Origin of the sequence: uncultured Succinatimonas sp., assembly GCF_905203285.1 — a bacterium.
GTDB lineage: Bacteria > Pseudomonadota > Gammaproteobacteria > Enterobacterales > Succinivibrionaceae > Succinatimonas.
Window position 1 is genome coordinate 1 of the sequence record NZ_CAJKVK010000024.1, and the last position, 24,245, is coordinate 24,245.

The window sequence follows — 24,245 nt, forward strand, 5'->3', positions numbered from 1 at the left end:
ATCAATAAAGAATAATTATTAGGAATAATTATGAAAAACCGCAACACCATTCAAGGCGCCCTAATTTTAGAAAAGGTAAAAAACCTTAAAGGTCATGCCTGCGCCGAAGAAATTTACGAAGCGGTGACCCATGAGCATCCTAATATAAGCAAGGCTACCGTATACCGGAATCTGAACAGACTTTATGAACAAGGTCAAATCCATAAGATTGAGGTTCCCGGAAGCCCAGATAATTTTGAATTCCGTACCGTCCTGCATTACCACGTAAAATGCGAACGCTGCGGTCGAATTTTTGATGTGGACATGCCCTATAACCACCACCTTGAAGATCATATCGCTGATAAACACGGATTCATCTTCACGGGGCACGACATTATATTCAAAGGTTTTTGTCCTGATTGTCAAAAAGATTTACATAAAAAACATAACTATTAGTGCCGATACGGCAAAAGGAGATATATCATGCGCAGTATTACCAAAATCGATCTTCAGTACGCTCACCGTTTCTACGGATTCCAAGGTGAAGCTCAATATCTGCACGGACATACCGGTGTTTTAACTATTGAAGTTGAAGACACTATTGAACCCGGAGTTAACATGGTATTTCCTTGCAACGAAATTCAAAAAACCGCTTGGGCTGTCCTTAAAAACTTCGATCATGCATTAATTTTGCGTGAAGACGACCCACTTTTACCAGCCATTCTTGACGTTTACGAAAAACAAGGCATTAAAAACGGCGCTCCTTCTAATAAAATGAAAGGTGATGCTTTTAAAACCGAACTTGCAACTGCCTATCCTGATTGCCGCTTGGTTGTAACTAAAGAAACTATGACGGTCGAAGGCATGATTAAAATTGTCTATGATCTGCTTAAAGACAAACTTAACATCGTCAAACTCACCTTCACTAGCGGGGTAAATGCCGCCTGTGCAGAATTTCCTGCTCAAGAAAGCAGAGCACGTTGCCCTCTTTGCGGGGTCGCTCTTAATGAAAACGGCGTTTGTCCTAAATGCGGATGGCGTAAAGCCTAAGGTTTTAGACCAGTAATCTTGTAATTACCATAAGAAAGAGCGCACAGCTCTTTCTTTTTTTGTAAAAAGATTTTTTGCTAAATTCCTGTCTTCAATAGCAGATGCTACAATGGTCGTATATCTTTGAGGAGTAATACGATGGAAGATCAGGTAAGCGGTGATGAATTAACCTCCATAACCTTCTCCATTATGGGGAATAAATTTACTTTGCGCTGTGCCAAAAAGCAGGAAAACGACCTAAAAAAATCCATCGAGCAAGTACAAAATATCAGCGCCGATATCTTAAGGAAAACCCCTAATTTATCTATAACCCAAGCGGCAATTTTAACTGCCATTGAAAGTCAAAACCGATTGCAAAGCTATCTTGGTGCATCTACTCCTTTTCAAAGAGAAGCAAAAAGTCTTATCCGCATCATAAAGAAAAATTTAAATGACTCTCGAGACTAAACAAAAGCGTGACGCTTTAAGAAAACGAATGCGAACATCACGTCTAATGCTGTCTGAAAAAGCATTACGTGATGCAGAATCCCATATCTTTGAAAAGGTTATTGCTCTTTCTTTACTTAAAGAAAGAAGAACCATCGGCTCTTATGTAGGACTTAACGGCGAAATAAACACCATGCTTTTAAATAATTACCTAAAAGCAAAAAAACACACCGTAGCTCTACCTGTTATTCACCCTACAGAAAAAGGCCAGATGCAATTTTACACTTACGATGATGACGGCAGTTTAGTTAAAAACCGCTTCGGGATCCCAGAGCCTCAGCCTTTTCGCGACAAGCTAATTACCCCGAATCTTTTTGAAGTACTGTTAATTCCGTTGTTAGCTTTTGATATTAAAGGCAATCGCTTAGGAATGGGCGGCGGTTATTATGATCGCTTATTAAAAAAAGTTAGTGCCGACTGTGTTCTTATCGGTCTTGCTCACGATTTTCAATGCGTTGATGAGGTTCCCTCGGAAGATTGGGATATGCCGCTTGATGAGATCATAACTCCGACACGGCATCTTATGTTTATCAAAAAATATTAGACATAAAAAACCCCGTACTTTTTGAGTACAGGGTCAATCAAATTTTTTATTTAAAGACTATTCGCCGATTGACGGAACGTCACTATCAACAGTCGGGACATCGGCAGGAGCTTTATTCTCAACCTGAGTTGAAATCTCGCTCTCACTTGAAATATTGGTAAAAGAATCATTCTGCTCAGAATGATCTTTCTGCAGCCAGCCGATAAATAAGCAGATAGCAAAAAAGACAATTGCTAAAAGCCATGTGCTGCGGGTTAAAAAGTTGCCCGATCCGACTGCACCGAATACGGTATTAGAAGCACCGGCGCCGAAAGATGCACCCATGCCTGCGCCTTTACCCTGCTGAACCAAAATCAAAGCAACCATGGCAACGGCGACTAAAAGAAAAACAACAATAACAATTTCGTACATTTTAATGACCTGTTAAAAGATCTTACTTGTGGGCAAGCATGATACTAGTTCTGCACCGGTTTGTAAAGATCTATGATTCTTCCGCCTGGTGTCGAATTACGTTGGCAATTCTTTGCGCCATACGATGAACATATTCACGATCCTCTCCTTCAACCATGACGCGAACAACAGGCTCGGTTCCTGATTTGCGCAACAGCACTCGTCCGCGGGTACCGAGTTCATTTTCCACAGCCTTGACTTCAGATAAAACCTTTTCATCGGATAAAGCATCAAAACCTGCCGACAAGCGCAGATTAATAAGCTCCTGAGGAAACATATCAAGAGAGCTTACCAAATCCTCAAGGGACTTACCCTGACGGATTGCTGCTTTTAATACCTGCAGTGCTGACACAATGCCGTCACCTGTGGAAACATAGTTAAGGCAAATAATGTGACCGCTGTTTTCTCCGCCTAAATTCCATTTTTTGGCAAGCAGGGTTTCCATTACATAACGATCACCCACCGCTGAACGGGTAAATTCGATTCCTTCACGCTTTAACGCCAGTTCAAGTCCTAAATTTGACATTAAAGTACCGACAACGCCGCCGTTTAACTTATTTTGTTCAAAGCGATCTTTTGCGATGATATATAAAAGGGCGTCTCCATCTAAAAGATGTCCGTGAGAATCAACCATCATCACGCGATCACCGTCACCGTCAAATGCGATACCCAAATCAGCTTTAGTTGCTAAAACTTTTTCGATTAGAGCTTCAGGATGAGTAGAACCGACCCCGTCATTAATATTGATGCCGTCAGGACGATCGCCTATGGTAATAACTTTGGCGCCTAACTCTCTAAATACCATCGGAGCTACATGATAAGTAGCACCGTTAGCGCAATCAATGACAATCTTCAATCCGCTTAAGCTCATATGGTTGGCAAACGAGCTCTTGCAAAATTCAATATAGCGTCCGGGAGCATCTTCCTGACGATAAGCACGACCGAACTCAGCGGAATCGGCAAGGTCGATATCGCTTTCCAGCATTTTCTCGATCTCAAGCTCAACCTCATCAGGAAGTTTGGTACCTTCACGTGAAAAGAACTTGATGCCGTTATCATAATAAGGATTATGTGAAGCGCTTATCACAACTCCCAAATCAGCTCTAAAAGCCTTGGTAAGATATGAAATGGCAGGAGTCGGCATCGGGCCTAACAGCACAGTAGAAACACCCGCGGCACTAAACCCTGACTCTAAGGCAGCCTCAAGCATATAACCTGAAAGACGGGTATCTTTACCGATAATAACCTTGCCGCCTTTTCTTCTTGACAGAACTTTACCTGCAGCCATACCCAGTTTTAAAACAAAATCAGGGGTTATAGGATATTGTCCGACGCGACCGCGAACACCATCGGTACCGAAATACTTACGCTTCACTTATTTTTTCCTTCTTGATTTTTAAAACCGTTAATTTGCATGCTTACGCTTAAATCTTGAGGCAATAGCCCTAGTAAGCTTAAACGGGCGAGCACTTTTATTGACAGCCTGCCAAGTATCAAGCGCCAAAGCCATTTCCTCAACTCTCTCGGTTCTTATAATCTTGACTCCGGAGTTTACACAGAAAAGACAAGCAGCAACCGCAGCGGAAAAATGCTCATTTAAATAATTATCAGCATGCGGAATAGAACGAGGCATTGCCATTGTCATCGGCAAGGCAAAGCTTTTGAGCGTCTCTAGACGACCTATAAGCTTTAATTTTGATTCAATCGGAGCTGACTGACTTAAAGAAGGGTCGATTAACAGATTGCGCCGGTCAATTCCGGCATTAAGGCAGGCATCAATGCGTTCATACAAATATGCAGAAATGTCGCCCATAGGGTCTAAAGATCCTTCTTTGTCAAAATCAATATTGTGATCAAAAACCAAACAAACAGGAACTTTTAGCATGGCTACAGTATCGAGGGCACCTTCAGCCTTTAAGGCATCAGGGTCGATAATAAGACTAGCACCTGCACCCACCGCAGACTTCATTACTGACGGATACTTTGTAGTAATTGCCACATACAAAGACGTATTCTGTGCAACGGCCTTTACAATCGGAATGAGTTTTGCAAGTTCATCATTCTCTTCAGGAAAGCCTTCTTCAACCTGCAGACCGATTTCTATTAAATCAGCCCCGTCCTCCTGCATTTCCTTAGCTTTTCTGACAAAATCATCTACAGATCCTATATCTTGGGGATGAACTACAAGAGACCCCATAATGCGAGGGGAATAAAGTTCAAGATCCTCGCCTTTAAGATGAAGCTTCATAGAAAAGTCCTCGCCTTTGCTAAATGTGCAAAAGCCGTCTTAAAAAACGGCTTTAGTTCATTTTTAATTCTGTGAAGGTTTTTCCTTATCGGCAACGTCTTCATCATCGATTTTAGGAACATCGCTGTTATTTGAAGAAACGCTGCTTTGCGCACCTTCTTCTTTAGGAGGCTGCGCTGCATTCTCCTGATTTGAAGTCGGGGCATCTCCTCCATTCGGAGTTTGTCCGCCTAAGTTATTATCCTTAGTATTTGATGACGGAGCGCGGCACGGACGACGTGCCATTAAATCATCAATCTGCTCGGCATCCAAAGTTTCATATTTTAATAAAGCTTCTTTCATCGCCTCTAAAATATCTTTGTTATCCTGAAGCAGTTTTTCCGCTTTTTCATAGCAGGAATTGATGATCTTGCTGACTTCTTCATCAATTATCAAAGTAGTCTTATCCGACAACGGCATAGTCTGAGTAGTGCCGCCGCCTAAGAACATACTGCGCTCACTATCCTGGTCAAACTGCATCGGAGGTAAACGCTTACTCATGCCCCAGCGCGTAACCATACGGCGTGCAATATCCGTTGCGCGTTCAATATCATTTGAGGCTCCGGTAGTAACCGCAGCTTCACCGAACATCATCTCTTCAGCAATACGTCCGGCAAACAGGGTAGAAATATTAGACAAAAGATATTGCTTAGACTGACTGTAGCGATCCTGTTCCGGAAGGTACATGGTCACGCCTAAAGCTCGGCCTCTTGGAATAATTGATACCTTATAAACGGGATCGTGCTCAGGAACCAAGCGGCCGACTATAGTATGGCCTGCCTCATGATAAGCAGTATTGGCTTTTTCATGATCATTCATTACAAGAGAACGACGCTCAGCTCCCATCAAGAGCTTATCTTTTGCTTCTTCAAACTGCTGCATTGAAACGACGCGCAAATTGGCGCGAGCTGCAGCCAACGCTGCCTCATTTACTAAATTAGCCAAATCCGCACCGGAGAATCCGGGAGTTCCGCGGGCAAGCACAGCAGCATCAACATCAGCACCCAAAGGAACTTTACGCATATGAACTTTCAAAATCTGTTCACGACCGCGAACGTCAGGTAAACCTACTACCACCTGGCGATCAAAACGTCCGGGACGCAACAAAGCCGGATCCAAAACGTCAGGGCGGTTTGTAGCAGCAATCACGATAACTGCCTCAAAACCTTCAAAACCGTCCATTTCAACAAGCAGCTGGTTTAAGGTCTGTTCACGTTCATCATGTCCGCCGCCCAATCCTACACCGCGCTTACGACCGACGGCATCAATTTCATCAATAAAAATAATGCAAGGGGCGTTCTTTTTTGCGGTCTGGAACATATCACGGACGCGTGAAGCACCGACACCGACAAACATTTCAACGAAGTCAGAACCTGAAATCGAGAAGAACGGAACTTTTGCTTCACCGGCAATCGCTCTGGCAAGCAAAGTTTTACCGGTACCGGGAGGGCCTACCATCAAAACGCCGCGCGGAATACGTCCGCCTAACTTCTGATACTTTGACGGATCCTTTAAGAAGTCAACCAGTTCCTCAACGTCTTCTTTGGCCTCATCACAGCCTGCGACGTCGGCAAAAGTTGTCTTAATCTGATTTTCGCCTAAGAGCTTAGCCTTGCTTTTACCAAAAGACAAAGGATTGCCTTTTCCTCCGCCCTGCATTTGGCGTGAAAAATAAATCCACACACCGATTAAAAGCAACATCGGGAACCAGGAAATCAAAATGGAAGTAAGAAGACTGGTTTCCTCGGGTTTGGTGCCTGAAGTTCTCACATTATGAGAAATCAAAGTATTTAAAATAGCGTTATCGTGAATAGGCATAACGGTAACAAAAGTCTCACCGCTGCGTCTTATTCCGTTAATAACCTGACCGTCAAAAACAGCTTCCTGAATTTGATCTTGTTCGACCTCACGTACGAAAGTCGTATAGTCCATAGTTCGTCCGGTCGACTCTCTTGTCGTAAAAGAATCAAAGAGAGACATCAAGATAACGGCAATAACCAGCCACAATATAAGGTTCTTGGCCATAATTCCCCTTTATTAATTACCGATTTTGTCATCGGCTTCATCAAACTTGTCAGGAGCTACCCCGTTTAAAGGATGTCCTTTAAACCCGGTCGCTACCATATATACCTCACGCGAGCGATCGCGTGACGCATCAGGTTTTCTTACTTTAACCACGGAAAAATCTTTTCTTAACTCGGCAAGATATTCCTGAGAGCCGCTTCCTGTGAAAACTTTTACAACAAAAGAGCCGCCGATTCTAAGCACGCGTCGCGCCATATCAAGAGCAAGCTCTGATAAAAGCATAGCGCGCGGCTGATCAATTGCCGTAGTTCCCGACATGTTTGGAGCCATGTCGGACAAAACGACGTCCGCACCGACGCCAATCATGGAATAAAGCTTTAAAAACACAGCTTCATCCCTAAAGTCGCCTTGTAAAAAGGTCACATTTCGAATCGGTCTTATAGGCAAAATATCACAGGCAATAACTTTACCTTTTTCTCCGACGCATTTAACTGCAAACTCCGACCAACCTCCGGGAGCGGCTCCTAAATCGACCACTATATTTCCTGCTTTTATAAGGCGATCGCGTTTTTGCAGTTCTTCAAGCTTAAAACTGGCACGGGATCTTAATCCGCGCTTATGTGCTTCTTTTACATAAGGGTCGGAAAAATGCTCCTGAAGCCATCTTGTCTGACTGGCGGTTCTTTTACGTGCCGGCATGAAAATCCTTAATTTATAATATAAAGTCGTAAGACAATTTACTTATTATACAAATAATGATGATTTAATATAATAATAAGACTGGCTTTTGTGTACAATACGCTTAATTTTTTCATCTCAGGATCAAAACATATGCCGTTAAATTCACGTCAGCGCCAATTTTTAAAAGCTCAGGCTCATGCCTTAAATCCTCTTATCCTTTTAGGAAATGACGGATTATCCGAGGCTGTCATCAAAGAGCTTGACAGCACAATTGAGCACCATGAGCTTGTTAAAATCAAACTCAACGCAGGTGAAGGACGCAAAGAACAAGCCGCTCAGGCAGCTCAAGCCGTCAACGCCGAATTGGTTCAGGTTGTAGGAAGAGTCGCAACTTTATTCAGACAAAGAAAAGAAGAAAGCAGATTCATTCTTCCTCGCTAGTTAAGCTTTTTCTTTTCTACCTCTTCAATTAAAACCCGACTTTGAACTGTACTAAGTAGAGTTCACTTTCGGGTTTTAATTTATCCCAGGGAACGCTGAAACTTCTTTAATACTGACATCCTCAAAAGCGTTAACAAACTGTACCGTAAAATCAGGGAACGCATTTACTATTTGCCACTTTCCGCATGAATCAGGGAAAGATGACACGAATTTAACCTTCAAATCAGGAAAAGAATTTACCTTTTTCACTTTAATATCGGCAAAAGCATTGACTATTTTTACCTTACCGTACAAAAGAATACCTTTAAAAGTACAATTTGCTCCCACATCTGCAAAAGACGCCAATGGGAAAAGGAACAGTAATGAAAAAAGAAATTTTTTTAGCATAGAAAAAAAAAAGCGCCAAAAAAATGACGCCTTTTACCAAAATTAATTTTCGTATTTTATTTCGGCAATTTCGTAAGTAACTTGACCGCGCGGAATATTAATCTGCGCTTCATCACCCTCTATTTTACCTAAAAGACCTTTGGCAATAGGTGTCTTATAGGAGATTAAATTTGACTGGATATCAGCCTCATCCTCACCTACTATCTTGTAAGTCACTTCTTTATCGGTATCAACATCAATAACCGTAACCGTGCAGCCGAATACGACTTTCAGCGGAGCGCCGCCTGCCGGCTTTAATTTTGTTACATCAATGATGTTGGCGGTGGCAAGCTTAGCTTCGATATCTTTAATCCGAGCTTCGCACAATCCCTGTTCTTCTTTTGCAGCATCATACTCTGCATTTTCACTTAAATCACCGTGACTGCGAGCCTCAGCAATTGCAGCGACGATACGCGGGCGCTCAACCAGCTTCAGACGCTCCAGCTCTTTACGTAAGAGCATCTCACCGCGAGCGGTCATCGGGGTTTGTTCCATTACTTTTTCCTTAAAAATAAAGCGTCCCATAAAGGACGCCATAAAACATAAAACTTTAAGATTGAACTCAATCTTTTATGCTGTTAAGTCTACCATTTTCCCTTTCCTATATCAAAGGCATAAAAAAGGGATCATTTAGCTATGTCATCAAAGAATTTCTTAACTTTATTTAAGAATCCTTCACTTTTAGGAGTATGCGAGGATCGTGCCGCAGCTTGAGCCTGCGGATCAATTTCCTTACCGTTTTCTTCTCCGTTTAAAGAAGCCTCAAATTTTGCCAACAAATCCTTTTGATACGCAGTAAGATTTACCGGAGTCTCTACAATAATCCTGCAGTATAAATTACCTTTTGTACTGCTGCGCACCGATTTCACACCCTTGCCGGCAAGACGCATAATTGTACCGGTTTGTGTTCCGGGGCGAACAGAAACAGTAACGCGTCCGTCTAATGTCGGGACATCAACCTTACCGCCTAAAGCGGCAGTGGTAAAGCTTACAGGAACCTCACAGGAAAGATCGTTACCGTCACGCTCAAAAATATTATGCGGTTTAACATCAACGACAACGTATAAATCTCCTGAAGGAGCTCCATTAAGTCCGGCCTCGCCCTCTCCTTGAAGACGAATGCGATCTCCGACGTCAACTCCTGCCGGGATATTGACGCTTAGCATCTTAGTCTTTTCGACTCTTCCGGTACCCTGGCATTCAGGGCAAGGATTTTCAATTATCTCACCGGTTCCATGACATTGAGGGCAAATCTGAGCAATACTCATAAAGCCCTGACGCATGTGAACTTGTCCGCTACCATGGCAAGTAGGGCAAGTTTTCTTGCCGGTACCACCGGTACCGTTACACTTTTCACAGCGTACGCGAGTCTTAATATTAATTTTCTTAGTAACTCCGCGAACTGCTTCTTCAAGTGTAAGAGTCAAGCGGACACGCAAATCATTTCCCGGTACCACTTGAGGACCGCGTCTTGCTCTTCCGCCGGCTGCTCCGCCGAAAATGTCACCGAAAATATCGCCGAAATTTCCGAAGATGTCAGAAAAATCCGCATTACTAAAACCGGCGCCGCCGGCTCCTTGACCGTTAACTCCTTCAAATCCGAACTGATCATAAGCCTGGCGTTTTTGCGGATCGGATAAAACCTGATACGCTTCATTTATTTCACGGAATTTTTCTCCGGCATCAGGATCTTTGTTGTGATCGGGGTGATACTTGATGGCAAGGCGTTTGAACGCGCGCTTAATGGTTGCCTCATCTGCATCTTTTGCAACCCCCAGCACTTCATAATAATCACGTTTGTCTGCCATATATCCCTCTAAAACTTATCGTCATCCAAATGTAGACAAGACTAAAAAAAATACCAAGAGAGTGACTTACTCCCCCGACTTCAAGAAGGCGGGGCTTCTTCTCGCTCAAGACACCTGTCGGTGCCAGTATCAACGAGCTATCCCCGCAAGTCCTGCGGTTCAGGCTATACAATAAGCCTGTTTTTATTGTAGTACACCAAAGTTAGGTGGACTGCTCTGTGCCTTTCATCCCCACCCTAAAGAGGATAGAGCCTTCCGGCATATATTGTTAAAGGCAGAAGCTTTAAACTCCTGCCTTTAGTTTAGTCATCTATCTTTATATAGATTACTTCTTGTCGTCTTTTACTTCTTCAAACTCAGCATCAACGACATCGTCTTTCTTTTGATCGCCCTGAGCACCGGCTCCTGCATTAGCCTGCTGCTGTGAAGCCTGCTGGGCCTGGGCCTGAGCCTGAGCTGCCTGCATTAAGGTCTGACCGGCCTGCAAAACAGCCTTTTCGGCATTTTCGATCTTGTCCTTGTCATCGCCGCGGATTGCAAGTTCAAGCTCGCTTAAAGCTTTCTCTACTTTTGCCTTATCATCAGCTGAGACATTAGCACCAACATCCTGAAGCTGCTTACGCATTGCGTGAGCGGTTGCATCGGCACGGTTACGTGCAGTTGCAAGCTCTTCAAACTTCTTATCTTCGGCAGAATGCTCTTCAGCCTCGCGAACCATACGTTTAATATCTTCCTCAGAAAGACCGGATGAAGACTTAATGGTAATCTTCTGCTCTTTACCGGTATTCTTATCTTTGGCAGATACGTGAATCAAACCGTCGGCATCAATATCGAAAGTAACTTCAATCTGAGGGATTCCGCGCGGAGCGGGAGCAATACCCTCAAGGTTAAACTGACCTAAAGACTTGTTATCGGCAGCACGCTTACGCTCACCCTGCAATACGTGAATAGTTACGGCAGGCTGATTGTCTTCAGCAGTTGAGAATACCTGTGACTTCTTGGTCGGGATAGTGGTGTTCTTCTCAATAAGAGTAGTCATCACGCCGCCTAAAGTCTCAATACCCAAGGACAACGGAGTTACGTCAAGGAGCAATACGTCTTTCTTGGTTCCTGACAAAACACCGCCCTGAATTGCAGCACCGATAGCAACGGCCTCATCCGGGTTAACATCTTTACGCGGTTCTTTACCGAAGAAATCAGCAACAAGTTTCTGAACCATCGGCATTCTGGTCTGACCGCCGACAAGAAGAACGTCATCAACGTCGCTCGGTGACAAACCGGCATCCTTCAAAGCGGTACGAACCGGATCCAAAGTCTTGGTAACCAAATCCTCAACCAAGGACTCGAGTTTTGCACGAGTGATCTTGATGTTCATGTGCTTAGGACCAGTTGCATCAGCAGTAATGTACGGCAAGTTGACATCAGTCTGCTGGGATGAAGACAACTCAATCTTAGCCTTCTCGGCAGCTTCCTTCAAACGCTGCAATGCGAGCTGATCCTGACGCAAATCAACGCCCTGCTCGTTCTTAAACTCATCAACTAAGTAATTGATGATGCGATTATCGAAATCTTCACCGCCTAAATGAGTATCACCGTTAGTTGCCAAAACTTCAAAAGTCTTTTCACCGTCAACTTCATCAATATCAATGATAGAAATATCAAAAGTACCGCCGCCCAAGTCATAAACGGCAATCTTCTGTTCACCCTTTGCCTTATCCTCACCGTAAGCGATTGAAGCGGCAGTCGGTTCGTTGATAATACGCTTTACATCAAGTCCGGCAATACGTCCTGCATCCTTAGTTGCCTGACGCTGTGAATCATTAAAGTAAGCCGGGCAGGTAATAACGGCCTCGGTAACTTCCTCACCTAAAATATCCTCAGCAGTCTTCTTCATCTTCTTCAAGACTTCAGCTGAAATCTGAGGAGGAGCTAATTTCTTATCTCTAACTTCTACCCAAGCATCACCGTTATCTGCCTTAATAATCTTAAACGGCATGATGGAAATATCACGCTGAACTTCGGCATCATCATAACGACGACCGATTAAACGCTTAATTGCAAACAATGTGTTCTTAGGATTGGTAACAGCCTGACGCTTTGCTGCCTCACCAACCAAAATCTCGCCGTCTTCAGCATATGCAACGATGGAAGGAGTTGTACGGCGACCTTCTGAATTCTCCAGTACACGTACTTTATCACCGTCAAGTACGGCAACGCATGAATTGGTAGTACCTAAGTCAATACCGATAATCTTTCCCATAATTTAATTTCTCCGCTAATTAATACCGTCTTTATTGTTTTATTTGGAGACGGATTCAAATCTTTCTGCTACTGAATATGGAGACTAAAAACTAAAATTCAAGTCCCCGTTTCATTTTTTATTCCGCGGCTCTTGCCACCATAACCATTGCAGGGCGGACAACGCGTCCGTTTAAGATAAAGCCTTTTTGCATCACAGAAACAATGCAGTTAGGTTTTACATCCTTGCTTGGAATCATGGAAATAGCCTGATGAACGTTAGGATCAAAAGGCTCGCCTACCGGATCAATTCTTTCAACGCCAAAAGTTGAAAGTTCTTTTAAAAATAAACGCAAAGTAGCTTCTACACCTTGAACCATAGCATCTTGCGCATTTTCGGACTTGCTCTTTCCTGCCTCAAGTGCCATATCAAGAGAATCAACTACCGGAATTAATGCTTTAACGAACTTCTCCAAAGCATATTTGCGCTCGCGCTCCACGTCAGCTTCCGCTCTTTTTCTTGAATTATCAGCCTCAGCAACGGCACGCAGCATTTTTTCTTTATCGCTTAATGCCTGTTTGGCCAAAACTTCAAGCTGTGACTTAAGAGCAGCAATTGTGACCTGAGGATCTTCTTTAGCTTGTGCCTCTTCCTGTCCTGCATTTTGCTCTTGTGAAGAAGCATCAGCTTTAACCACCTCTTCTCCCTGCTGCAAAACGACATCTTCATCAGGCTGAGCCTTCGTCTCTTGAACTTGTGCTTCAGCTTTAACATTCATTTCTTCAGGCTGCTTTTCCTCAGTCATTTCAAATCCTCACGATGATTATTATCCATCAGTCTTAATTAAGACTTTTGCCGCAAAATTGAACTCTGTAAATTAAAAAACTTAAAAACAAACATTAAGTCAAATAAAAACAGAATGAATTTTGCAAAAATCATTTTGCTTAACAAATGGGGATGTGTTTTTTTAATTTCAAGTGACGGACTATATTTTTTGCTAAAATGCTGATAGTTAATTTAAGGTTTAATTTTATGCGTTCTCGTAAATTCTTATTAATTTCAAGCCTGCTTGCCTCTTTGGCGGTTTTTTCCTCAGGCTGTGCCTACCGTGCCGATTTAGCTCAAGGCAATTTCGTTGAACAGGAAAACATCAATAAATTACATTACGGAATGTCCGCCGAACAAGTGCGTTTTATTTTAGGAACCCCTATGCTCGTAGATCCTTTTGATAATTCAAGATGGTACTACGTGCATTATTTCAGAGAAGGTTGGGATGATCCTCAGATAAAAAATCTTATTGTCTTATTCAGCGGTGCAACCTTAATTGATATTTCAGGTGATTTTGAAAAACCTGCAAGCTTTAATGAACCGTCAACAGACGTAAGTAAAATTTCTCTTGATAAAATTCTTAAAGCATCAAGCGGTACAAATAATGTCGATAAAGACAGTACCGAAATTGAATCAGAAGAATAAACATCAATGTTAAAAAATAAGTCACAAAGCGTTCTTGCTGTCTTATTTGGTTGCATGATGAGCATCCTTTCAGGATGCTCTATCCAAGACGAAACCAATGAAAATATTAAAAATAAGACCGATCATAAAGAAGTATTGCAAAAAAGTGACTTAGAAAAAAAATTCATAGATGATGCCAACTTATGCGTAAAAGGCGACATAAGCAATCTTCCGTCCATTATTGAGCGCTATAAAAAAAGCTACCGGGATAAAAATTATCCTGAGCCTTACACTCTTCAGGAAAAAGATGCCAACCGTGCTTTTGAGAAATGCGCACAAAAAGCGCTGCGTCTTGGGGATCCTTCAGCATTTAACGCCATGATCACAAGACCCGGGCAAGCGGCAAGAATTTCCCGGGCTTTTTATATAAACGGCAACTTGGCAGAAGGTGCTTTCTGGCTGCAAAGAGTGATTAATATTGAAGGACCGGAAAGCGGATATGAGCGCGCCGGCAGAATTTTTATTCAAAGAAAAGAAACTCTGCCTATAGGAGCCAAACTGCTTGAATACGCAGCTCGCCTTGGCAGCATAACCGCAAGACAATCTCTTTATAATCTCACTAATCCTTCTTCCTATGCTTTTTTACAACTAACCAAAGAGGAAGAGCAAGAAGCTATCTCAGAGAATTCAGATTCAAACAAAACCAATACTGATAGCTCTATAGATAAGAAAAATCCTTAAATTAATTTTTACTTAACAATCAATATCTATAATTATGATGTTTTTGTCTTAAAAGCAATAAAAGCTTTTAAGTACAGCAAAGTTTTATCTGTAACGCATCTATATAATAAGAGAACCGGAAATTTTACTGCTATGGAAAATATGAATACTTATATCCCTAAGGAAATCAGCTGGCTTTCCTTTAACGCCCGTGTCTTACAAGAAGCTTCCGACAAGTCGGTTCCTTTAATCGAGCGTGTCAGATTTTTAGGCATTTATTCAAGCAATCAGGATGAATTCTTCAAGGTAAGAGTTGCTGATTTAAAACGCCAGATCATTATCAACAAAGAAAAAGGCAACAGCGAAGAAACAGCTAAGCTTTTGCGCAAAGTACAAAGTACGACAAGCGATTATCAAAAGATCATGAACAAAATTTATAACGATCTTTTAGAAGAGCTTGCCAAAAAGAAAATTTTCCTAAAAGACGAAACCCAGATTAACGAAGAACAAAAAAAATGGATTACATCCTATTTTAAGCGTCATGTCTTAAAACATATAAGACCCGTTATCGTCACTGAGAATATAGATCTTGTTTCTTTTTTAAAAGATCAATATACCTATCTTCTGGTCAAGATGTTCAATAAAAAAGGCGATACCTACGCCTTAATCGAAATTCCGTCAGATACCGTTCCGCGTTTTATCCGCATGCCGTCGGATACTGAGGGAGAAACAACCCTCATGTTCCTTGATAACGTTATCCGTATCGGACTTGATACGATATTTAAAGGATATTTTGATTACGACAACATTGAAGCCTACTCAATCAAAATGAATCGTGATGCAGAATACGATCTGCAAAGTTCAGTCGATAAAGGCGTACTTGAAACCATGTCCGATTCATTAAAACAGCGATTAAACGCCAAACCGGTACGCTTTGCATATGACAGAGCAATGCCTAAAGATATTGTGGAATTTATGGCGGGCAAATTAAAAATGAGCGAAATCGACTCATTAATGCCGGGCAATCGCTACCATAATTTCAAAGACTTTTTATCATTCCCAAGCGTCGGCAGCGACGACATGGAAAACTCTTCTTTGCCGTCGATACATTCAACCGCTTTTGATCTTGCCCCCACACCTTTTGAAGCTATCGCCCAAAAGGATATTCTTCTTTATTATCCGTACTATTCTTTTGAGTACTTTACTGAAGTACTGCGCCAAGCTTCATACGATCCTAAAGTAAGATCTATAAAGATAAATATCTACCGCGTAGCTTCAAACAGCCGCGTTATCGATTCACTTATTGACGCCGCCAATAACGGCAAGCGCGTAACCGTAGTAGTTGAATTAAAAGCCCGTTTTGACGAAGCCAACAATATTCAATGGGCCGCCCGTTTAACCAATGCCGGAGTAAAAGTTCTTTTCGGTCTGCCGACTTTGAAAATTCATTCCAAATTGTGCCTTATCACCAGAAAAGAAAACGGTCAAACCGTACGTTATGCACATATCGGTACCGGTAATTTCAATGAAAAAACCGCAAAGATTTATACCGACTTTGCGCTCTTTACCGTCAACCCGCAAATTACCGCTGAAGTTGAGAATGTCTTTGAATTTATCGAGTATCCTTATACTCGTCCGCACTTTTCAAATCTGCTTGTGTCCCCAATTAACGCAAGAAAGCGTATCTACGCTATGATCGATCGCGAAATTGAAAATGCTCTTACGGGGCTTCCTTCCTACATCAATTTTAAAGTAAACAATTTGGTTGATTTAGGAATAATCGATCGTCTCTACAAAGCATCGCAGTCCGGAGTTAAAATCCGTGCCGTGGTTCGCGGTATGTGCTCATTACGCCCGGGAATTGAAGGTCTTTCCGACAATATCTACATTACGTCAATCGTAGACAGATTCTTAGAGCATCCTCGTGTCATGATTTTCTGCAATAACAATAACCCTGAACTTTATATTTCTTCTGCAGATTGGATGACGCGTAACCTTGATTACCGCATTGAAGTCGGTGCCCCCGTGCTTGATGCCGATCTTAGAGATCGCATCAATACTATTTTCCGTATCCAGTGCAACGATAATCAAAAAGCCAGAATTTTAGATAAAGATCAGAAGAACGAATATGTAAAAGCAGGTGAAAATGCCGTTCCGGTACGAAGCCAAATTGCTATTCATACATACCTGCAACAGCTTGAATCAAAGCTTTACACGGAAAAAACCAAAAATAAAACAGCGTCTTCTGACAAGAAAAACTCAAAATAAATCCTAATATTCTTTAAAGCCGCAACACTATCAATGTTGCGGCTTGTCTATCTTTACATCATCAGATCTCTCGTAAAAAATTTTTTCTCTTTTTTCTTATATTAAAAAATCACGCAACTTCCAATCCTGTAGAAAAAATTAAAAAAAGTGTGCATAAATCACAATTACAAAAGGATCTTGTCCAATTTCATCATTTTTAATTAATAATATAACTCATCAGATCTATTGACGGCTTTACAATACTTAATTTCCGTTAATATCAGGAAATTACAGATTTAAAGCTGTTAGTTTTAACCCAACTCCTTAATTTTTGAAGGTTTTATCATGGCAGATACTAAGATTTTCATTACCGATTGCGATCACGCCAACATCAACGAAGAAAAAGCCGTTTTCGACAAAGCCGGAATCGCTTACAAATTGGTTCAGTGCAAAACTGAAGATGACGTTATCGCCAATTGCCAGGGCGCAGTCGCAGTCTGCAACCAGTACGCTCCTTTGACCGATAAAGTCTTCTCCGCAATCCCGACTTTAAAAACTGTTGTCCGTTACGGCGTAGGCGTTGACAATGTCGATCTAGTTGCCGCCACCAAGCACGGCGTTCAGGTTTGCAACGTTCCCGATTACGGTACTTTCGAAGTTGCCGATCAGGCTTTGGCTCTTATGATGGCAATTACCCGCAAAGTCTGCCAAGCCAATACCCAAGTTAAAGAAGGCAGATGGGATTATGCCGAAATGGCCCCTATCGCCCGTTTGTCCACCATCACTGTCGGCATTATCGGTTTAGGTCGTATCGGTCTTGCTTTTGCTCACCGCGTCCACGCATTAGGCTGCAAAGTAATCGGCTATGATATTTATACCGATCACGTCAAGAGCAACCCTGAATATTCCTACATCACTTGCTGCTCTGAAGAAGAAGTTCTTAAGAACGCTGACGTTATTTCATTACACTGCGGCTTAAATGCTCAGAACGCTAAGATGATGAACGCCAAGACCTTCGGCGAAATGAAGAAAGGTGCAATGCTTATTAACGTAGCCCGTGGCGGTTTGGTCGATGAAGCTGCTTTGGCTGACGCATTAAAGTCAGGTCATTTAGGCGGTGCCGGTATTGACGTAACCTGCAAAGAGCCTCTTGAGGCCGACAGCCCTCTGCGCAGCGCTCCGAACATCGTTATCACTCCGCATATGGCATGGTACTCCGTACAGGCAGCATCCGATCTTAAGACCAAGTGCGCTGAAGAAGCAGTTCGTGGCGTTTTAGGTGAAAAGGCTCGTTGCCCGGTCAACAAACTTTAATACAGTTTTTGGTGTCCTTTGGCCCTCTTTGATAACAAGAGGGCATTTTTGGGAGAACGTTACGTTCTCCTTTTTTATATTTCTTGTCTTAAGTGACTTACTCCCCCACCTATAGGGTGGGGACTTCTGGCATATATTGTTAAAATTTTTCGTGTTCCAATACTTTCATAATATAGTTTTTATTATTAAGCAGATGAGCAATCATCGCATCACTGGCATCCACTGATTTACCGGCCTTAATTGCTTCCACAATAGCCCTATGCTCTCCTATAGTGTCATGAGATAATTTTGACTGTGAAAGGTCAATAAACAAATCAATAGCTTTAAAAATAATCGGTTCAAGATTAGGCAGTACACTGTTTCCGCTCATTTCACCAAGCAGCGAATGAAATACGGAGTCTGCCTGAGCATGTGACTTTCCCTGGGAAATTAACTCATCAACCACGGCAGCTTGCGCTTCAAGCTTGGCAAGCTGCTCTTTAGTACGGTTTTGTGCCGCAAGTGCTGCTACCCTTGGTTCAAGCATCATGCGAAACTCGACAAGATCATGAATCAAGCGCTTTTTATCCTTAACAAAAGTAAACCCCAGAGGATCTTGAGAGACGCCGGGCTTATCACTCACATATATTCCTGAACCGTGCTTAACTATCAAAATATTGCGCGATGCAAGCATTCTGACAGCCTCACGTAAAGTAGAACGCCCCACACCTAGCAATTCACATAAAATTTTTTCCTTGGGAAGCTTGTCGCCTTTACCGAGCCCCTCATTGATAATGTGCTGTACTATTGTGTCTGCAGTAACTTCGGATAAAGACTTGACGTTCTCAGTCTCTTCTACTTTTATATCCATGCGTTATACCTTACTTAATATCCTGCAAATCTTGCTTATATAATTAATCATTATATTATCGAGTATTTTTTATTTAAAACAAATCTTATTATTTTTTAATAACCTTATATATGTCTTCTTTTATGAAAATTCTTTTATTTAGGCAAAATGATATAAATCTTTCATTTTTTACTTAAAAAAAACGCAGATTAAAAAAATCAATTTAAAACATAGAATTGAATTAAACATCAGATCTGTTTTGTTTTAGTGCAAAACAGAAAATCTAACATACAAGACAAATAAACTTAAGCAAAGCCAGTATTTACAAGGTATTGCGAGCACAGATAAAAAATATTTCAAATATGATCCACTTCACAAATTATGCATCGACATCTGATATCTCTGTGGCAAAAGTCAAATTTTGATAATTCTTCGAATTATTTTTTTTACTGTCATTTCTATAATGTTTCCATTAAAGCTAATTGCTTTTAATGTTATGAAAATATCACTAACCGGAGTTTTGCATATGAAAAAAATTAAAATGTTAGGCGTAATGGTCGGCGTTGCCGCTGCAGTCATGACTGCCACTTCAGCAATGGCTGCTGACACCGTAACCTTACGTTTTGCCAACGTTACCAATCAGCCTTCAAAAGACGCAGCTCAAGTTTTCATGGATGTCGCCAGTAAAGAATCCGGTGGTCGCCTTATAATTAAGCACTTCCCTGACAATATGTTGGGTGATGACCGTGTCGTAACCGAATCCACCATTTTAGGTGATATCGACATGGTTCAGACTATGCCTTCAGTTTTGGCTTCCATGATCCCTGACCTCTATGTTTGGGACGCCCCGTTCCTCTTCAACACCATGGATGAAGCATGGAAATGCATGGACAGCGAATTAGGTCTTTCAATCAATAAACAGTCCGAGAAAAAAGGTCTTAAATACTTAGCCGCCCTTGAAAACGGCTTCCGTCACTACACCAACAACAAAGTTCCGGTTAAGCTTCCTGCCGACGTTAAAGGACAGAAACTGCGCGTAATGGAAACCGAAATTCAGATCGCCTTGTGGCGTACCTACGGTGCTAACCCGACCCCGATGGCCTTCACCGAGGTTATCTCCGCACTGCAGCAGGGCACCATTGACGCTCAGGAAAACCCGCTTTCCATTATCGACTCCAACAAGCTCTATGAAGTTCAGCACTACATTTCATTGACCGGTCACGTATTCAGCGCGCACTGCTTGTACATCAACCAGGCTCGCTTTGACTCACTCGAGCCCGATTTACAGCAGGCTTTACTCAAGGCAGCAGCTGCTTACCAGACCGCACAGCGCGCTCGCGCTACCGAGCTTAACGCCTTATCCGTACAGAAATTCAAGGATGCAGGCTGTGAAGTTATCGAAGTTACCGATGCTGAAAAGGATCAGTGGCGTCAGATGGCCATCGACGGCAAAGTTTACGACTTAGTCCGCGAGAAGATGGAACATCCTGAACTCTTGGATAAGATCCTCAACAAAGAGTACTAATCCTTTTCTTGACACCAAAAAGTGGTCATTAAAAAATGGCCACTTTTTCTGTAGTTCGGATAATAATTATGAAATTACTTAAGTTACTTGATGAGAAGCTTGAGATGTTCATCTGCATTACGCTGATGTCCGTTCTCACTATCGTTCTCGGCATTCAGGTTTTCATGCGTTACTGCATGCACGCATCATTGTCCTGGTCCGAAGAATTAGCCCGCTACATGTTCGTATGGCTTGTTTATATCGGTATCAGCTACGGCGCTAAAGTTATGCGTCACATCAAGATTGATGCCGGCCTTTATTTCTTCCCTAAAGCATGGCGCCGTTACGTGGTAATTATCGGTGACTGCATTTTCTTGATCTTCTCAATTGTTATCGTTTATTTTGCCTGGGGTCTTGCCGTCCGTCAGTATATGCTCGGTCAGCTTTCACCTGCTATGCAGATCCCGATGTGGATAGTTTACTCCGCTCCGTGCGTCGGGTTTGCTTTAACCGCCATTCGCGAAGTACAGACTATTATTTACCGTATTAAACATTTAGGCGATCCGTATGAAGATCCGGCAGAGCCTGACCTTGAGAATTTATAAGGAGAATAAATTATGGTAGGTCTGACTCTATTAATCGCCCTTATCGTTCTGTTAATTCTCAACGTACCTGTCGGTATCGCCTTGGGCGTATCCAGTATGTTTGCTTTGGTGGTTGGCGACACCTTAAGCTTAACCTCCATTCCGCAGGCATTAATCACCAGCTGCGACTCCTTCCCGATCCTTGCTATTCCTTTGTTCATTTTGGCAGGTGACTTGATGGGCGCTGGTGGCGTATCTCGCCGTATTCTTGACGTCTGCAACGTGTTCTTCGGCCGTATTACCGGCGGTTTAGCCATCGTTACCGTTTTAGTCTGCATGTTCTTCGCTGCAGTATCAGGATCCGGTCCTGCAACCGTAGCCGCAGTAGGTACCATGGTAATTCCGACCATGTTAAAGCTCGGCTATGACCGTTCATTCGTTCTAGCTCTAGTCGCAACCGCAGGCTCAATCGGTGTTATTATTCCGCCGTCAATTCCGATGGTTATTTTCGGTGTTTCCACCGGTACTTCCGTTACCTCCCTCTTCATGGGCGGTTTCTTCCCCGGCTTCTTAATCGGCTTCTCCCTCATTGCTTACTGCTATTGGTTTGCCAAGAAGCACGGTTACACCGGTTCAAAAGAACCGTTTGACGGTAAGAAAGCCTGGGCCGCAACCTGGGAAGCAAAATGGGCATTAATTAACCCGGTAATCATCTTAGGCGGTATTTACACAGGTCTCTTCACCCCGACCGAAGCTGCTGCAGTTGCTGCAATTTATGCCTATATCTGCGGTGCTTTTATTTACCGCGAATTGCCTCCTAAAAAGTTAATTAAGGCAATCAGTACTTCATGCTCCACCACCGCAACCACCATGGTTATCTTGGGATGCGCTACCGCATTTACCAAGATCATCACCATTGAGCAAATCCCGACCATGGTAACCCAGATGATGATGACTGTTTCCGACAGCCCGATCGTCATTCTGCTCCTTATCAACTTGATTTTGCTCATTGTCGGCTGCTTCATGGATACCACTCCGGCCATCTTGGTTTTGGCTCCGATCCTCTTGCCGGTAGCTACCTCTATCGGTCTTGATCCGATCCATTTCGGCCTTATCATGGTTACCAACTTGGCAATCGGCTTCATTACTCCGCCTTTAGGAATCAACCTCTTCGTGGCTTCACGAATTTCCGATTCCTCAATGGAAGTTATTTTGAAAGGTATCGTACCGTTCATTTTGATCATGCTCATAGACTTGATGCTCATTACCTTCATCCCGGACATCGTTATGTTCCTGCCTGATTTAATGAAGTAAGAGTTTATGTATAACTTAAAAAAACAGCAGGCATGTCCTGCTGTTTTTTTCATAGGAGATAAAAATGCGCAGTCAAGATATTATGCAAGGTCCTGAGTGGGCCAATGTCCGCGCACTATACAAAGCTGGCGGTTATACCGATGCAGAACTTAAAAAACCGCTCATCGGTGTCGTTAACGCCTTTAACGATATCTGCCCTGGTCACGTCGTGTTAAAAGACATGACCAAGCGTGTTAAAGAAGGAATTTACGCTGCAGGCGGTACCCCGCTTGAGTTCGGGACCATCGGTGCCTGTGACGGAATCGCAATGGCGCATGACGGCATGAAATATATTCTGCCGGGTCGTGAAGATATTGCCAACGATATTGAAACCATGGTTCAGGCTCATCGCCTTGACGGTCTCGTATTGTTAGGATCTTGCGATAAAATTGTACCGGGTATGCTTTTAGGCGCATTGCGCGTCAATATTCCATCCGTTTTCGTAAACGGAGGTCCTGCATTACCGGGACGTATGAAGCAAAATAACCCCTACGGCGGCGAATACATCGATCACTCGATTATTCAGCAGTCAGAAGGTGCTTTAAAATCAGGAAAAATCACACAAAAAGAATTTGATTGGCTTGAAAACAACGCTGTACCGACAATCGGTTCTTGCGCAATGCTCGGTACCGCCAACACCATGTGCTGTCTGGCTGAAGCCATGGGCATGGCCTTACCCGGCACCGCCGCAATTCCAGCTGTTTACTCACAAAGAATGCAAGCAGCTTTCAACTCAGGCTTTGCTGTAGTCGATTTAGTTAAAAAAGACATAAAGCCGCGTGATGTGGTAAACCGTAAAACCATTGAGAACGCAATTCGCGTTAACTCCGCCATCGGCGGCTCTACCAATGCCGTTTTACATATGCTTGCCATCGCCTATGAAGCACGAGTTGATTTTACTATCGATGATTTCGGTAAAGCTGCGTTAGAAGCTCCGCACCTTGTAGCCATGATCCCGGCAGGCGCCTATACCTTGCTTGATTTCTATGAAGCCGGCGGTGTCCCTGCTGTCATGAAAGAAATGCAGTCGGTTTTATATCTTGATAACGTTACTTGCACCGGCAAGACTCTAAAAGAAAACTTGGAGTTTTTTGAAAACCGCAATCGTGACGTCATTCATGCTATCGACAATCCGGTTCACAAATGGGGCGGTATTGCCATTCTCCACGGCAATCTTGCTCCTGAAGGTGCGGTTACCAAACCTTCGGCAATTCCTGCTGAAGCACATAAATTTACCGGTAAAGCCGTTATTTTTGAAAATGAGCAAGACGCCTTGGATGGTATTCGCGCGCTTAAAGTTCACGAAGGCGATGTCGTTGTTATTCGCAACGCAGGTCCGCGCGGCGGTCCCGGTATGCCTGAACAGTACAAAGCTATGAAACTTTTGGTCGGAATGAATCTTGGAAGCAAAGTCTGTGTTATTACCGACGGCCGCTTCTCCGGCTCAAATAACGGCTGTTTCGTAGGGCACATCACTCCTGAAGCTTATGATGACGGTCCTATAAAATACTTAAGAAACGGCGATGAAATCTCCATTGATGTTGATGCCGGCATTATCGAAGCTAAAGTTGACTTCGAGGCACGCCGCAAAGAAGGCGCTACCATGCCTGACAACAAGGTTGAAGGCTATCTCTACCACTACCGTAGAAATGTTGCCTCATCATCTTTAGGAGCTATCATCAAGACTCGCGATTAATTTTGTGTTTTTCTCATTCACAGCCGGGATATATTCGACAATCCCGGTTTTTTATTTGTTCTCTGCTTTTTCCTTCCCTATTTGTCTGTTATCAAGATATTCTCATCTAAATAATTATTTATTATTTAAG

24 protein-coding genes are annotated in these 24,245 nt (G+C 42.8%); 13 read left to right on the top strand and 11 right to left on the bottom strand.

Annotation, left to right across the window (positions count from 1 at the left end):
* The first annotated feature begins 30 nt into the window (after positions 1 to 30).
* From QZ019_RS03990 to QZ019_RS04005, 4 genes are all read left to right on the top strand, one after another.
* Positions 31 to 435: a Fur family transcriptional regulator gene (locus QZ019_RS03990; protein WP_295482497.1), complete on the top strand. Its 405-nt coding sequence runs from the start codon at positions 31 to 33 to the stop codon at positions 433 to 435.
* 27 nt (positions 436 to 462) lie between these two features.
* Positions 463 to 1,029 (top strand): 6-carboxytetrahydropterin synthase, encoded by a 567-nt coding sequence (locus QZ019_RS03995; RefSeq protein WP_009144311.1) that lies wholly within the window; start codon positions 463 to 465, stop codon positions 1,027 to 1,029.
* A gap of 138 nt (positions 1,030 to 1,167) precedes the next feature.
* Positions 1,168 to 1,476: a cell division protein ZapA gene (gene zapA, locus QZ019_RS04000; protein WP_277296183.1), complete on the top strand. Its 309-nt coding sequence runs from the start codon at positions 1,168 to 1,170 to the stop codon at positions 1,474 to 1,476.
* Positions 1,460 to 2,059, top strand: a complete 600-nt coding sequence (locus tag QZ019_RS04005) for a 5-formyltetrahydrofolate cyclo-ligase (RefSeq protein ID WP_295482501.1) — start codon at positions 1,460 to 1,462, stop codon at positions 2,057 to 2,059. The genes zapA and QZ019_RS04005 overlap by 17 nt, the downstream gene beginning before the upstream one ends.
* A gap of 57 nt (positions 2,060 to 2,116) precedes the next feature.
* Here the strand turns inward: QZ019_RS04005 and secG are convergent, their stop codons facing one another.
* The 5 genes from secG to rlmE form a co-directional block, all read right to left on the bottom strand.
* Positions 2,117 to 2,470: a preprotein translocase subunit SecG gene (gene secG, locus QZ019_RS04010; protein WP_295482505.1), complete on the bottom strand. Its 354-nt coding sequence runs from the start codon at positions 2,468 to 2,470 to the stop codon at positions 2,117 to 2,119.
* Positions 2,471 to 2,540: 70 nt separating this feature from the next.
* Entirely contained in the window at positions 2,541 to 3,884 is a 1,344-nt protein-coding gene (gene glmM / locus QZ019_RS04015; RefSeq protein WP_294566443.1) for a phosphoglucosamine mutase, read from the bottom strand.
* A 30-nt stretch (positions 3,885 to 3,914) separates the two neighbouring features.
* Positions 3,915 to 4,757 (bottom strand): dihydropteroate synthase, encoded by an 843-nt coding sequence (locus QZ019_RS04020; RefSeq protein WP_295482508.1) that lies wholly within the window; start codon positions 4,755 to 4,757, stop codon positions 3,915 to 3,917.
* A 63-nt stretch (positions 4,758 to 4,820) separates the two neighbouring features.
* Positions 4,821 to 6,821 (bottom strand): ATP-dependent zinc metalloprotease FtsH, encoded by a 2,001-nt coding sequence (gene ftsH / locus QZ019_RS04025; RefSeq protein WP_295482510.1) that lies wholly within the window; start codon positions 6,819 to 6,821, stop codon positions 4,821 to 4,823.
* Positions 6,822 to 6,833: 12 nt separating this feature from the next.
* Positions 6,834 to 7,520, bottom strand: coding sequence for a 23S rRNA (uridine(2552)-2'-O)-methyltransferase RlmE (gene rlmE, locus QZ019_RS04030; protein ID WP_294566452.1), 687 nt, complete (start codon positions 7,518 to 7,520; stop codon positions 6,834 to 6,836).
* A gap of 132 nt (positions 7,521 to 7,652) precedes the next feature.
* Here rlmE and yhbY point away from each other — a divergent pair, with 132 nt between their 5' ends.
* Complete coding sequence (gene yhbY, locus QZ019_RS04035) at positions 7,653 to 7,943, top strand: ribosome assembly RNA-binding protein YhbY (protein ID WP_294566455.1); 291 nt, start codon at positions 7,653 to 7,655, stop codon at positions 7,941 to 7,943.
* 75 nt (positions 7,944 to 8,018) lie between these two features.
* Here the strand turns inward: yhbY and QZ019_RS04040 are convergent, their stop codons facing one another.
* The 5 genes from QZ019_RS04040 to grpE all read right to left on the bottom strand — a co-directional run bounded on the left by QZ019_RS04040 (position 8,019) and on the right by grpE (position 13,221).
* On the bottom strand, positions 8,019 to 8,330 hold the full coding sequence (locus QZ019_RS04040) for a hypothetical protein (RefSeq protein WP_295482514.1): 312 nt from the start codon (positions 8,328 to 8,330) through the stop codon (positions 8,019 to 8,021).
* A 42-nt stretch (positions 8,331 to 8,372) separates the two neighbouring features.
* A complete protein-coding gene (gene greA, locus QZ019_RS04045) occupies positions 8,373 to 8,864 on the bottom strand; it encodes a transcription elongation factor GreA (protein WP_040909542.1) in 492 nt (163 codons plus the stop codon).
* 131 nt (positions 8,865 to 8,995) lie between these two features.
* The gene (gene dnaJ / locus QZ019_RS04050) at positions 8,996 to 10,177 is read right to left on the bottom strand and encodes a molecular chaperone DnaJ (protein ID WP_294566460.1); all 1,182 of its coding nucleotides are present in this window, start codon (positions 10,175 to 10,177) and stop codon (positions 8,996 to 8,998) included.
* A gap of 325 nt (positions 10,178 to 10,502) precedes the next feature.
* Entirely contained in the window at positions 10,503 to 12,437 is a 1,935-nt protein-coding gene (gene dnaK, locus QZ019_RS04055; protein WP_294566463.1) for a molecular chaperone DnaK, read from the bottom strand.
* 118 nt (positions 12,438 to 12,555) lie between these two features.
* Positions 12,556 to 13,221, bottom strand: a complete 666-nt coding sequence (gene grpE / locus QZ019_RS04060) for a nucleotide exchange factor GrpE (RefSeq protein ID WP_295482520.1) — start codon at positions 13,219 to 13,221, stop codon at positions 12,556 to 12,558.
* Between the two features lie 227 nt (positions 13,222 to 13,448).
* On the opposite strand from grpE, the gene QZ019_RS04065 reads away from it, so the two are divergent.
* From QZ019_RS04065 to QZ019_RS04080, 4 genes are all read left to right on the top strand, one after another.
* The gene (locus tag QZ019_RS04065; RefSeq protein WP_294566468.1) at positions 13,449 to 13,889 is read left to right on the top strand and encodes an outer membrane protein assembly factor BamE; all 441 of its coding nucleotides are present in this window, start codon (positions 13,449 to 13,451) and stop codon (positions 13,887 to 13,889) included.
* Positions 13,890 to 13,895: 6 nt separating this feature from the next.
* Positions 13,896 to 14,609 (top strand): hypothetical protein, encoded by a 714-nt coding sequence (locus QZ019_RS04070; RefSeq protein ID WP_294566471.1) that lies wholly within the window; start codon positions 13,896 to 13,898, stop codon positions 14,607 to 14,609.
* 132 nt (positions 14,610 to 14,741) lie between these two features.
* Entirely contained in the window at positions 14,742 to 16,856 is a 2,115-nt protein-coding gene (gene ppk1 / locus QZ019_RS04075; RefSeq protein WP_294566473.1) for a polyphosphate kinase 1, read from the top strand.
* A gap of 324 nt (positions 16,857 to 17,180) precedes the next feature.
* On the top strand, positions 17,181 to 18,149 hold the full coding sequence (locus QZ019_RS04080; protein WP_294566475.1) for a C-terminal binding protein: 969 nt from the start codon (positions 17,181 to 17,183) through the stop codon (positions 18,147 to 18,149).
* Between the two features lie 139 nt (positions 18,150 to 18,288).
* Here the strand turns inward: QZ019_RS04080 and QZ019_RS04085 are convergent, their stop codons facing one another.
* Entirely contained in the window at positions 18,289 to 18,999 is a 711-nt protein-coding gene (locus QZ019_RS04085) for a FadR/GntR family transcriptional regulator (RefSeq protein ID WP_295482524.1), read from the bottom strand.
* Between the two features lie 505 nt (positions 19,000 to 19,504).
* Between QZ019_RS04085 and QZ019_RS04090 the strand changes: the two genes are divergently transcribed.
* The 4 genes from QZ019_RS04090 (at position 19,505) to ilvD (ending at position 24,115) form a co-directional block, all read left to right on the top strand.
* The gene (locus tag QZ019_RS04090; protein ID WP_295482527.1) at positions 19,505 to 20,503 is read left to right on the top strand and encodes a DctP family TRAP transporter solute-binding subunit; all 999 of its coding nucleotides are present in this window, start codon (positions 19,505 to 19,507) and stop codon (positions 20,501 to 20,503) included.
* Between the two features lie 68 nt (positions 20,504 to 20,571).
* Positions 20,572 to 21,087, top strand: coding sequence for a TRAP transporter small permease (locus tag QZ019_RS04095; protein ID WP_295482529.1), 516 nt, complete (start codon positions 20,572 to 20,574; stop codon positions 21,085 to 21,087).
* Positions 21,088 to 21,099: 12 nt separating this feature from the next.
* Positions 21,100 to 22,380, top strand: coding sequence for a TRAP transporter large permease (locus tag QZ019_RS04100; protein ID WP_295482532.1), 1,281 nt, complete (start codon positions 21,100 to 21,102; stop codon positions 22,378 to 22,380).
* A 64-nt stretch (positions 22,381 to 22,444) separates the two neighbouring features.
* Positions 22,445 to 24,115, top strand: coding sequence for a dihydroxy-acid dehydratase (ilvD, locus tag QZ019_RS04105; RefSeq protein WP_294566489.1), 1,671 nt, complete (start codon positions 22,445 to 22,447; stop codon positions 24,113 to 24,115).
* The last annotated feature ends 130 nt before the right edge of the window (positions 24,116 to 24,245 follow it).

Excerpts from the sequence above, each read along its gene's own strand:
- QZ019_RS04020 (WP_295482508.1), bottom strand. The coding sequence starts at position 4,757 with ATGAAGCTTCATCTTAAAGGCGAGGATCTTGAACTTTATTCCCCTCGC.
- yhbY (WP_294566455.1), top strand. The coding sequence starts at position 7,653 with ATGCCGTTAAATTCACGTCAGCGCCAATTTTTAAAAGCTCAGGCTCAT.
- QZ019_RS04090 (WP_295482527.1), top strand. The coding sequence starts at position 19,505 with ATGAAAAAAATTAAAATGTTAGGCGTAATGGTCGGCGTTGCCGCTGCA.
- QZ019_RS04100 (WP_295482532.1), top strand. The coding sequence starts at position 21,100 with ATGGTAGGTCTGACTCTATTAATCGCCCTTATCGTTCTGTTAATTCTC.
- ppk1 (WP_294566473.1), top strand. The coding sequence starts at position 14,742 with ATGGAAAATATGAATACTTATATCCCTAAGGAAATCAGCTGGCTTTCC.
- ftsH (WP_295482510.1), bottom strand. The coding sequence starts at position 6,821 with ATGGCCAAGAACCTTATATTGTGGCTGGTTATTGCCGTTATCTTGATG.
- QZ019_RS04070 (WP_294566471.1), top strand. The coding sequence starts at position 13,896 with ATGTTAAAAAATAAGTCACAAAGCGTTCTTGCTGTCTTATTTGGTTGC.
- grpE (WP_295482520.1), bottom strand. The coding sequence starts at position 13,221 with ATGACTGAGGAAAAGCAGCCTGAAGAAATGAATGTTAAAGCTGAAGCA.
- QZ019_RS04040 (WP_295482514.1), bottom strand. The coding sequence starts at position 8,330 with ATGCTAAAAAAATTTCTTTTTTCATTACTGTTCCTTTTCCCATTGGCG.
- rlmE (WP_294566452.1), bottom strand. The coding sequence starts at position 7,520 with ATGCCGGCACGTAAAAGAACCGCCAGTCAGACAAGATGGCTTCAGGAG.
- QZ019_RS04085 (WP_295482524.1), bottom strand. The coding sequence starts at position 18,999 with ATGGATATAAAAGTAGAAGAGACTGAGAACGTCAAGTCTTTATCCGAA.
- QZ019_RS04065 (WP_294566468.1), top strand. The coding sequence starts at position 13,449 with ATGCGTTCTCGTAAATTCTTATTAATTTCAAGCCTGCTTGCCTCTTTG.
- ilvD (WP_294566489.1), top strand. The coding sequence starts at position 22,445 with ATGCGCAGTCAAGATATTATGCAAGGTCCTGAGTGGGCCAATGTCCGC.
- secG (WP_295482505.1), bottom strand. The coding sequence starts at position 2,470 with ATGTACGAAATTGTTATTGTTGTTTTTCTTTTAGTCGCCGTTGCCATG.
- dnaJ (WP_294566460.1), bottom strand. The coding sequence starts at position 10,177 with ATGGCAGACAAACGTGATTATTATGAAGTGCTGGGGGTTGCAAAAGAT.
- QZ019_RS04080 (WP_294566475.1), top strand. The coding sequence starts at position 17,181 with ATGGCAGATACTAAGATTTTCATTACCGATTGCGATCACGCCAACATC.
- QZ019_RS03990 (WP_295482497.1), top strand. The coding sequence starts at position 31 with ATGAAAAACCGCAACACCATTCAAGGCGCCCTAATTTTAGAAAAGGTA.
- QZ019_RS03995 (WP_009144311.1), top strand. The coding sequence starts at position 463 with ATGCGCAGTATTACCAAAATCGATCTTCAGTACGCTCACCGTTTCTAC.
- zapA (WP_277296183.1), top strand. The coding sequence starts at position 1,168 with ATGGAAGATCAGGTAAGCGGTGATGAATTAACCTCCATAACCTTCTCC.
- QZ019_RS04005 (WP_295482501.1), top strand. The coding sequence starts at position 1,460 with ATGACTCTCGAGACTAAACAAAAGCGTGACGCTTTAAGAAAACGAATG.
- greA (WP_040909542.1), bottom strand. The coding sequence starts at position 8,864 with ATGGAACAAACCCCGATGACCGCTCGCGGTGAGATGCTCTTACGTAAA.
- dnaK (WP_294566463.1), bottom strand. The coding sequence starts at position 12,437 with ATGGGAAAGATTATCGGTATTGACTTAGGTACTACCAATTCATGCGTT.
- QZ019_RS04095 (WP_295482529.1), top strand. The coding sequence starts at position 20,572 with ATGAAATTACTTAAGTTACTTGATGAGAAGCTTGAGATGTTCATCTGC.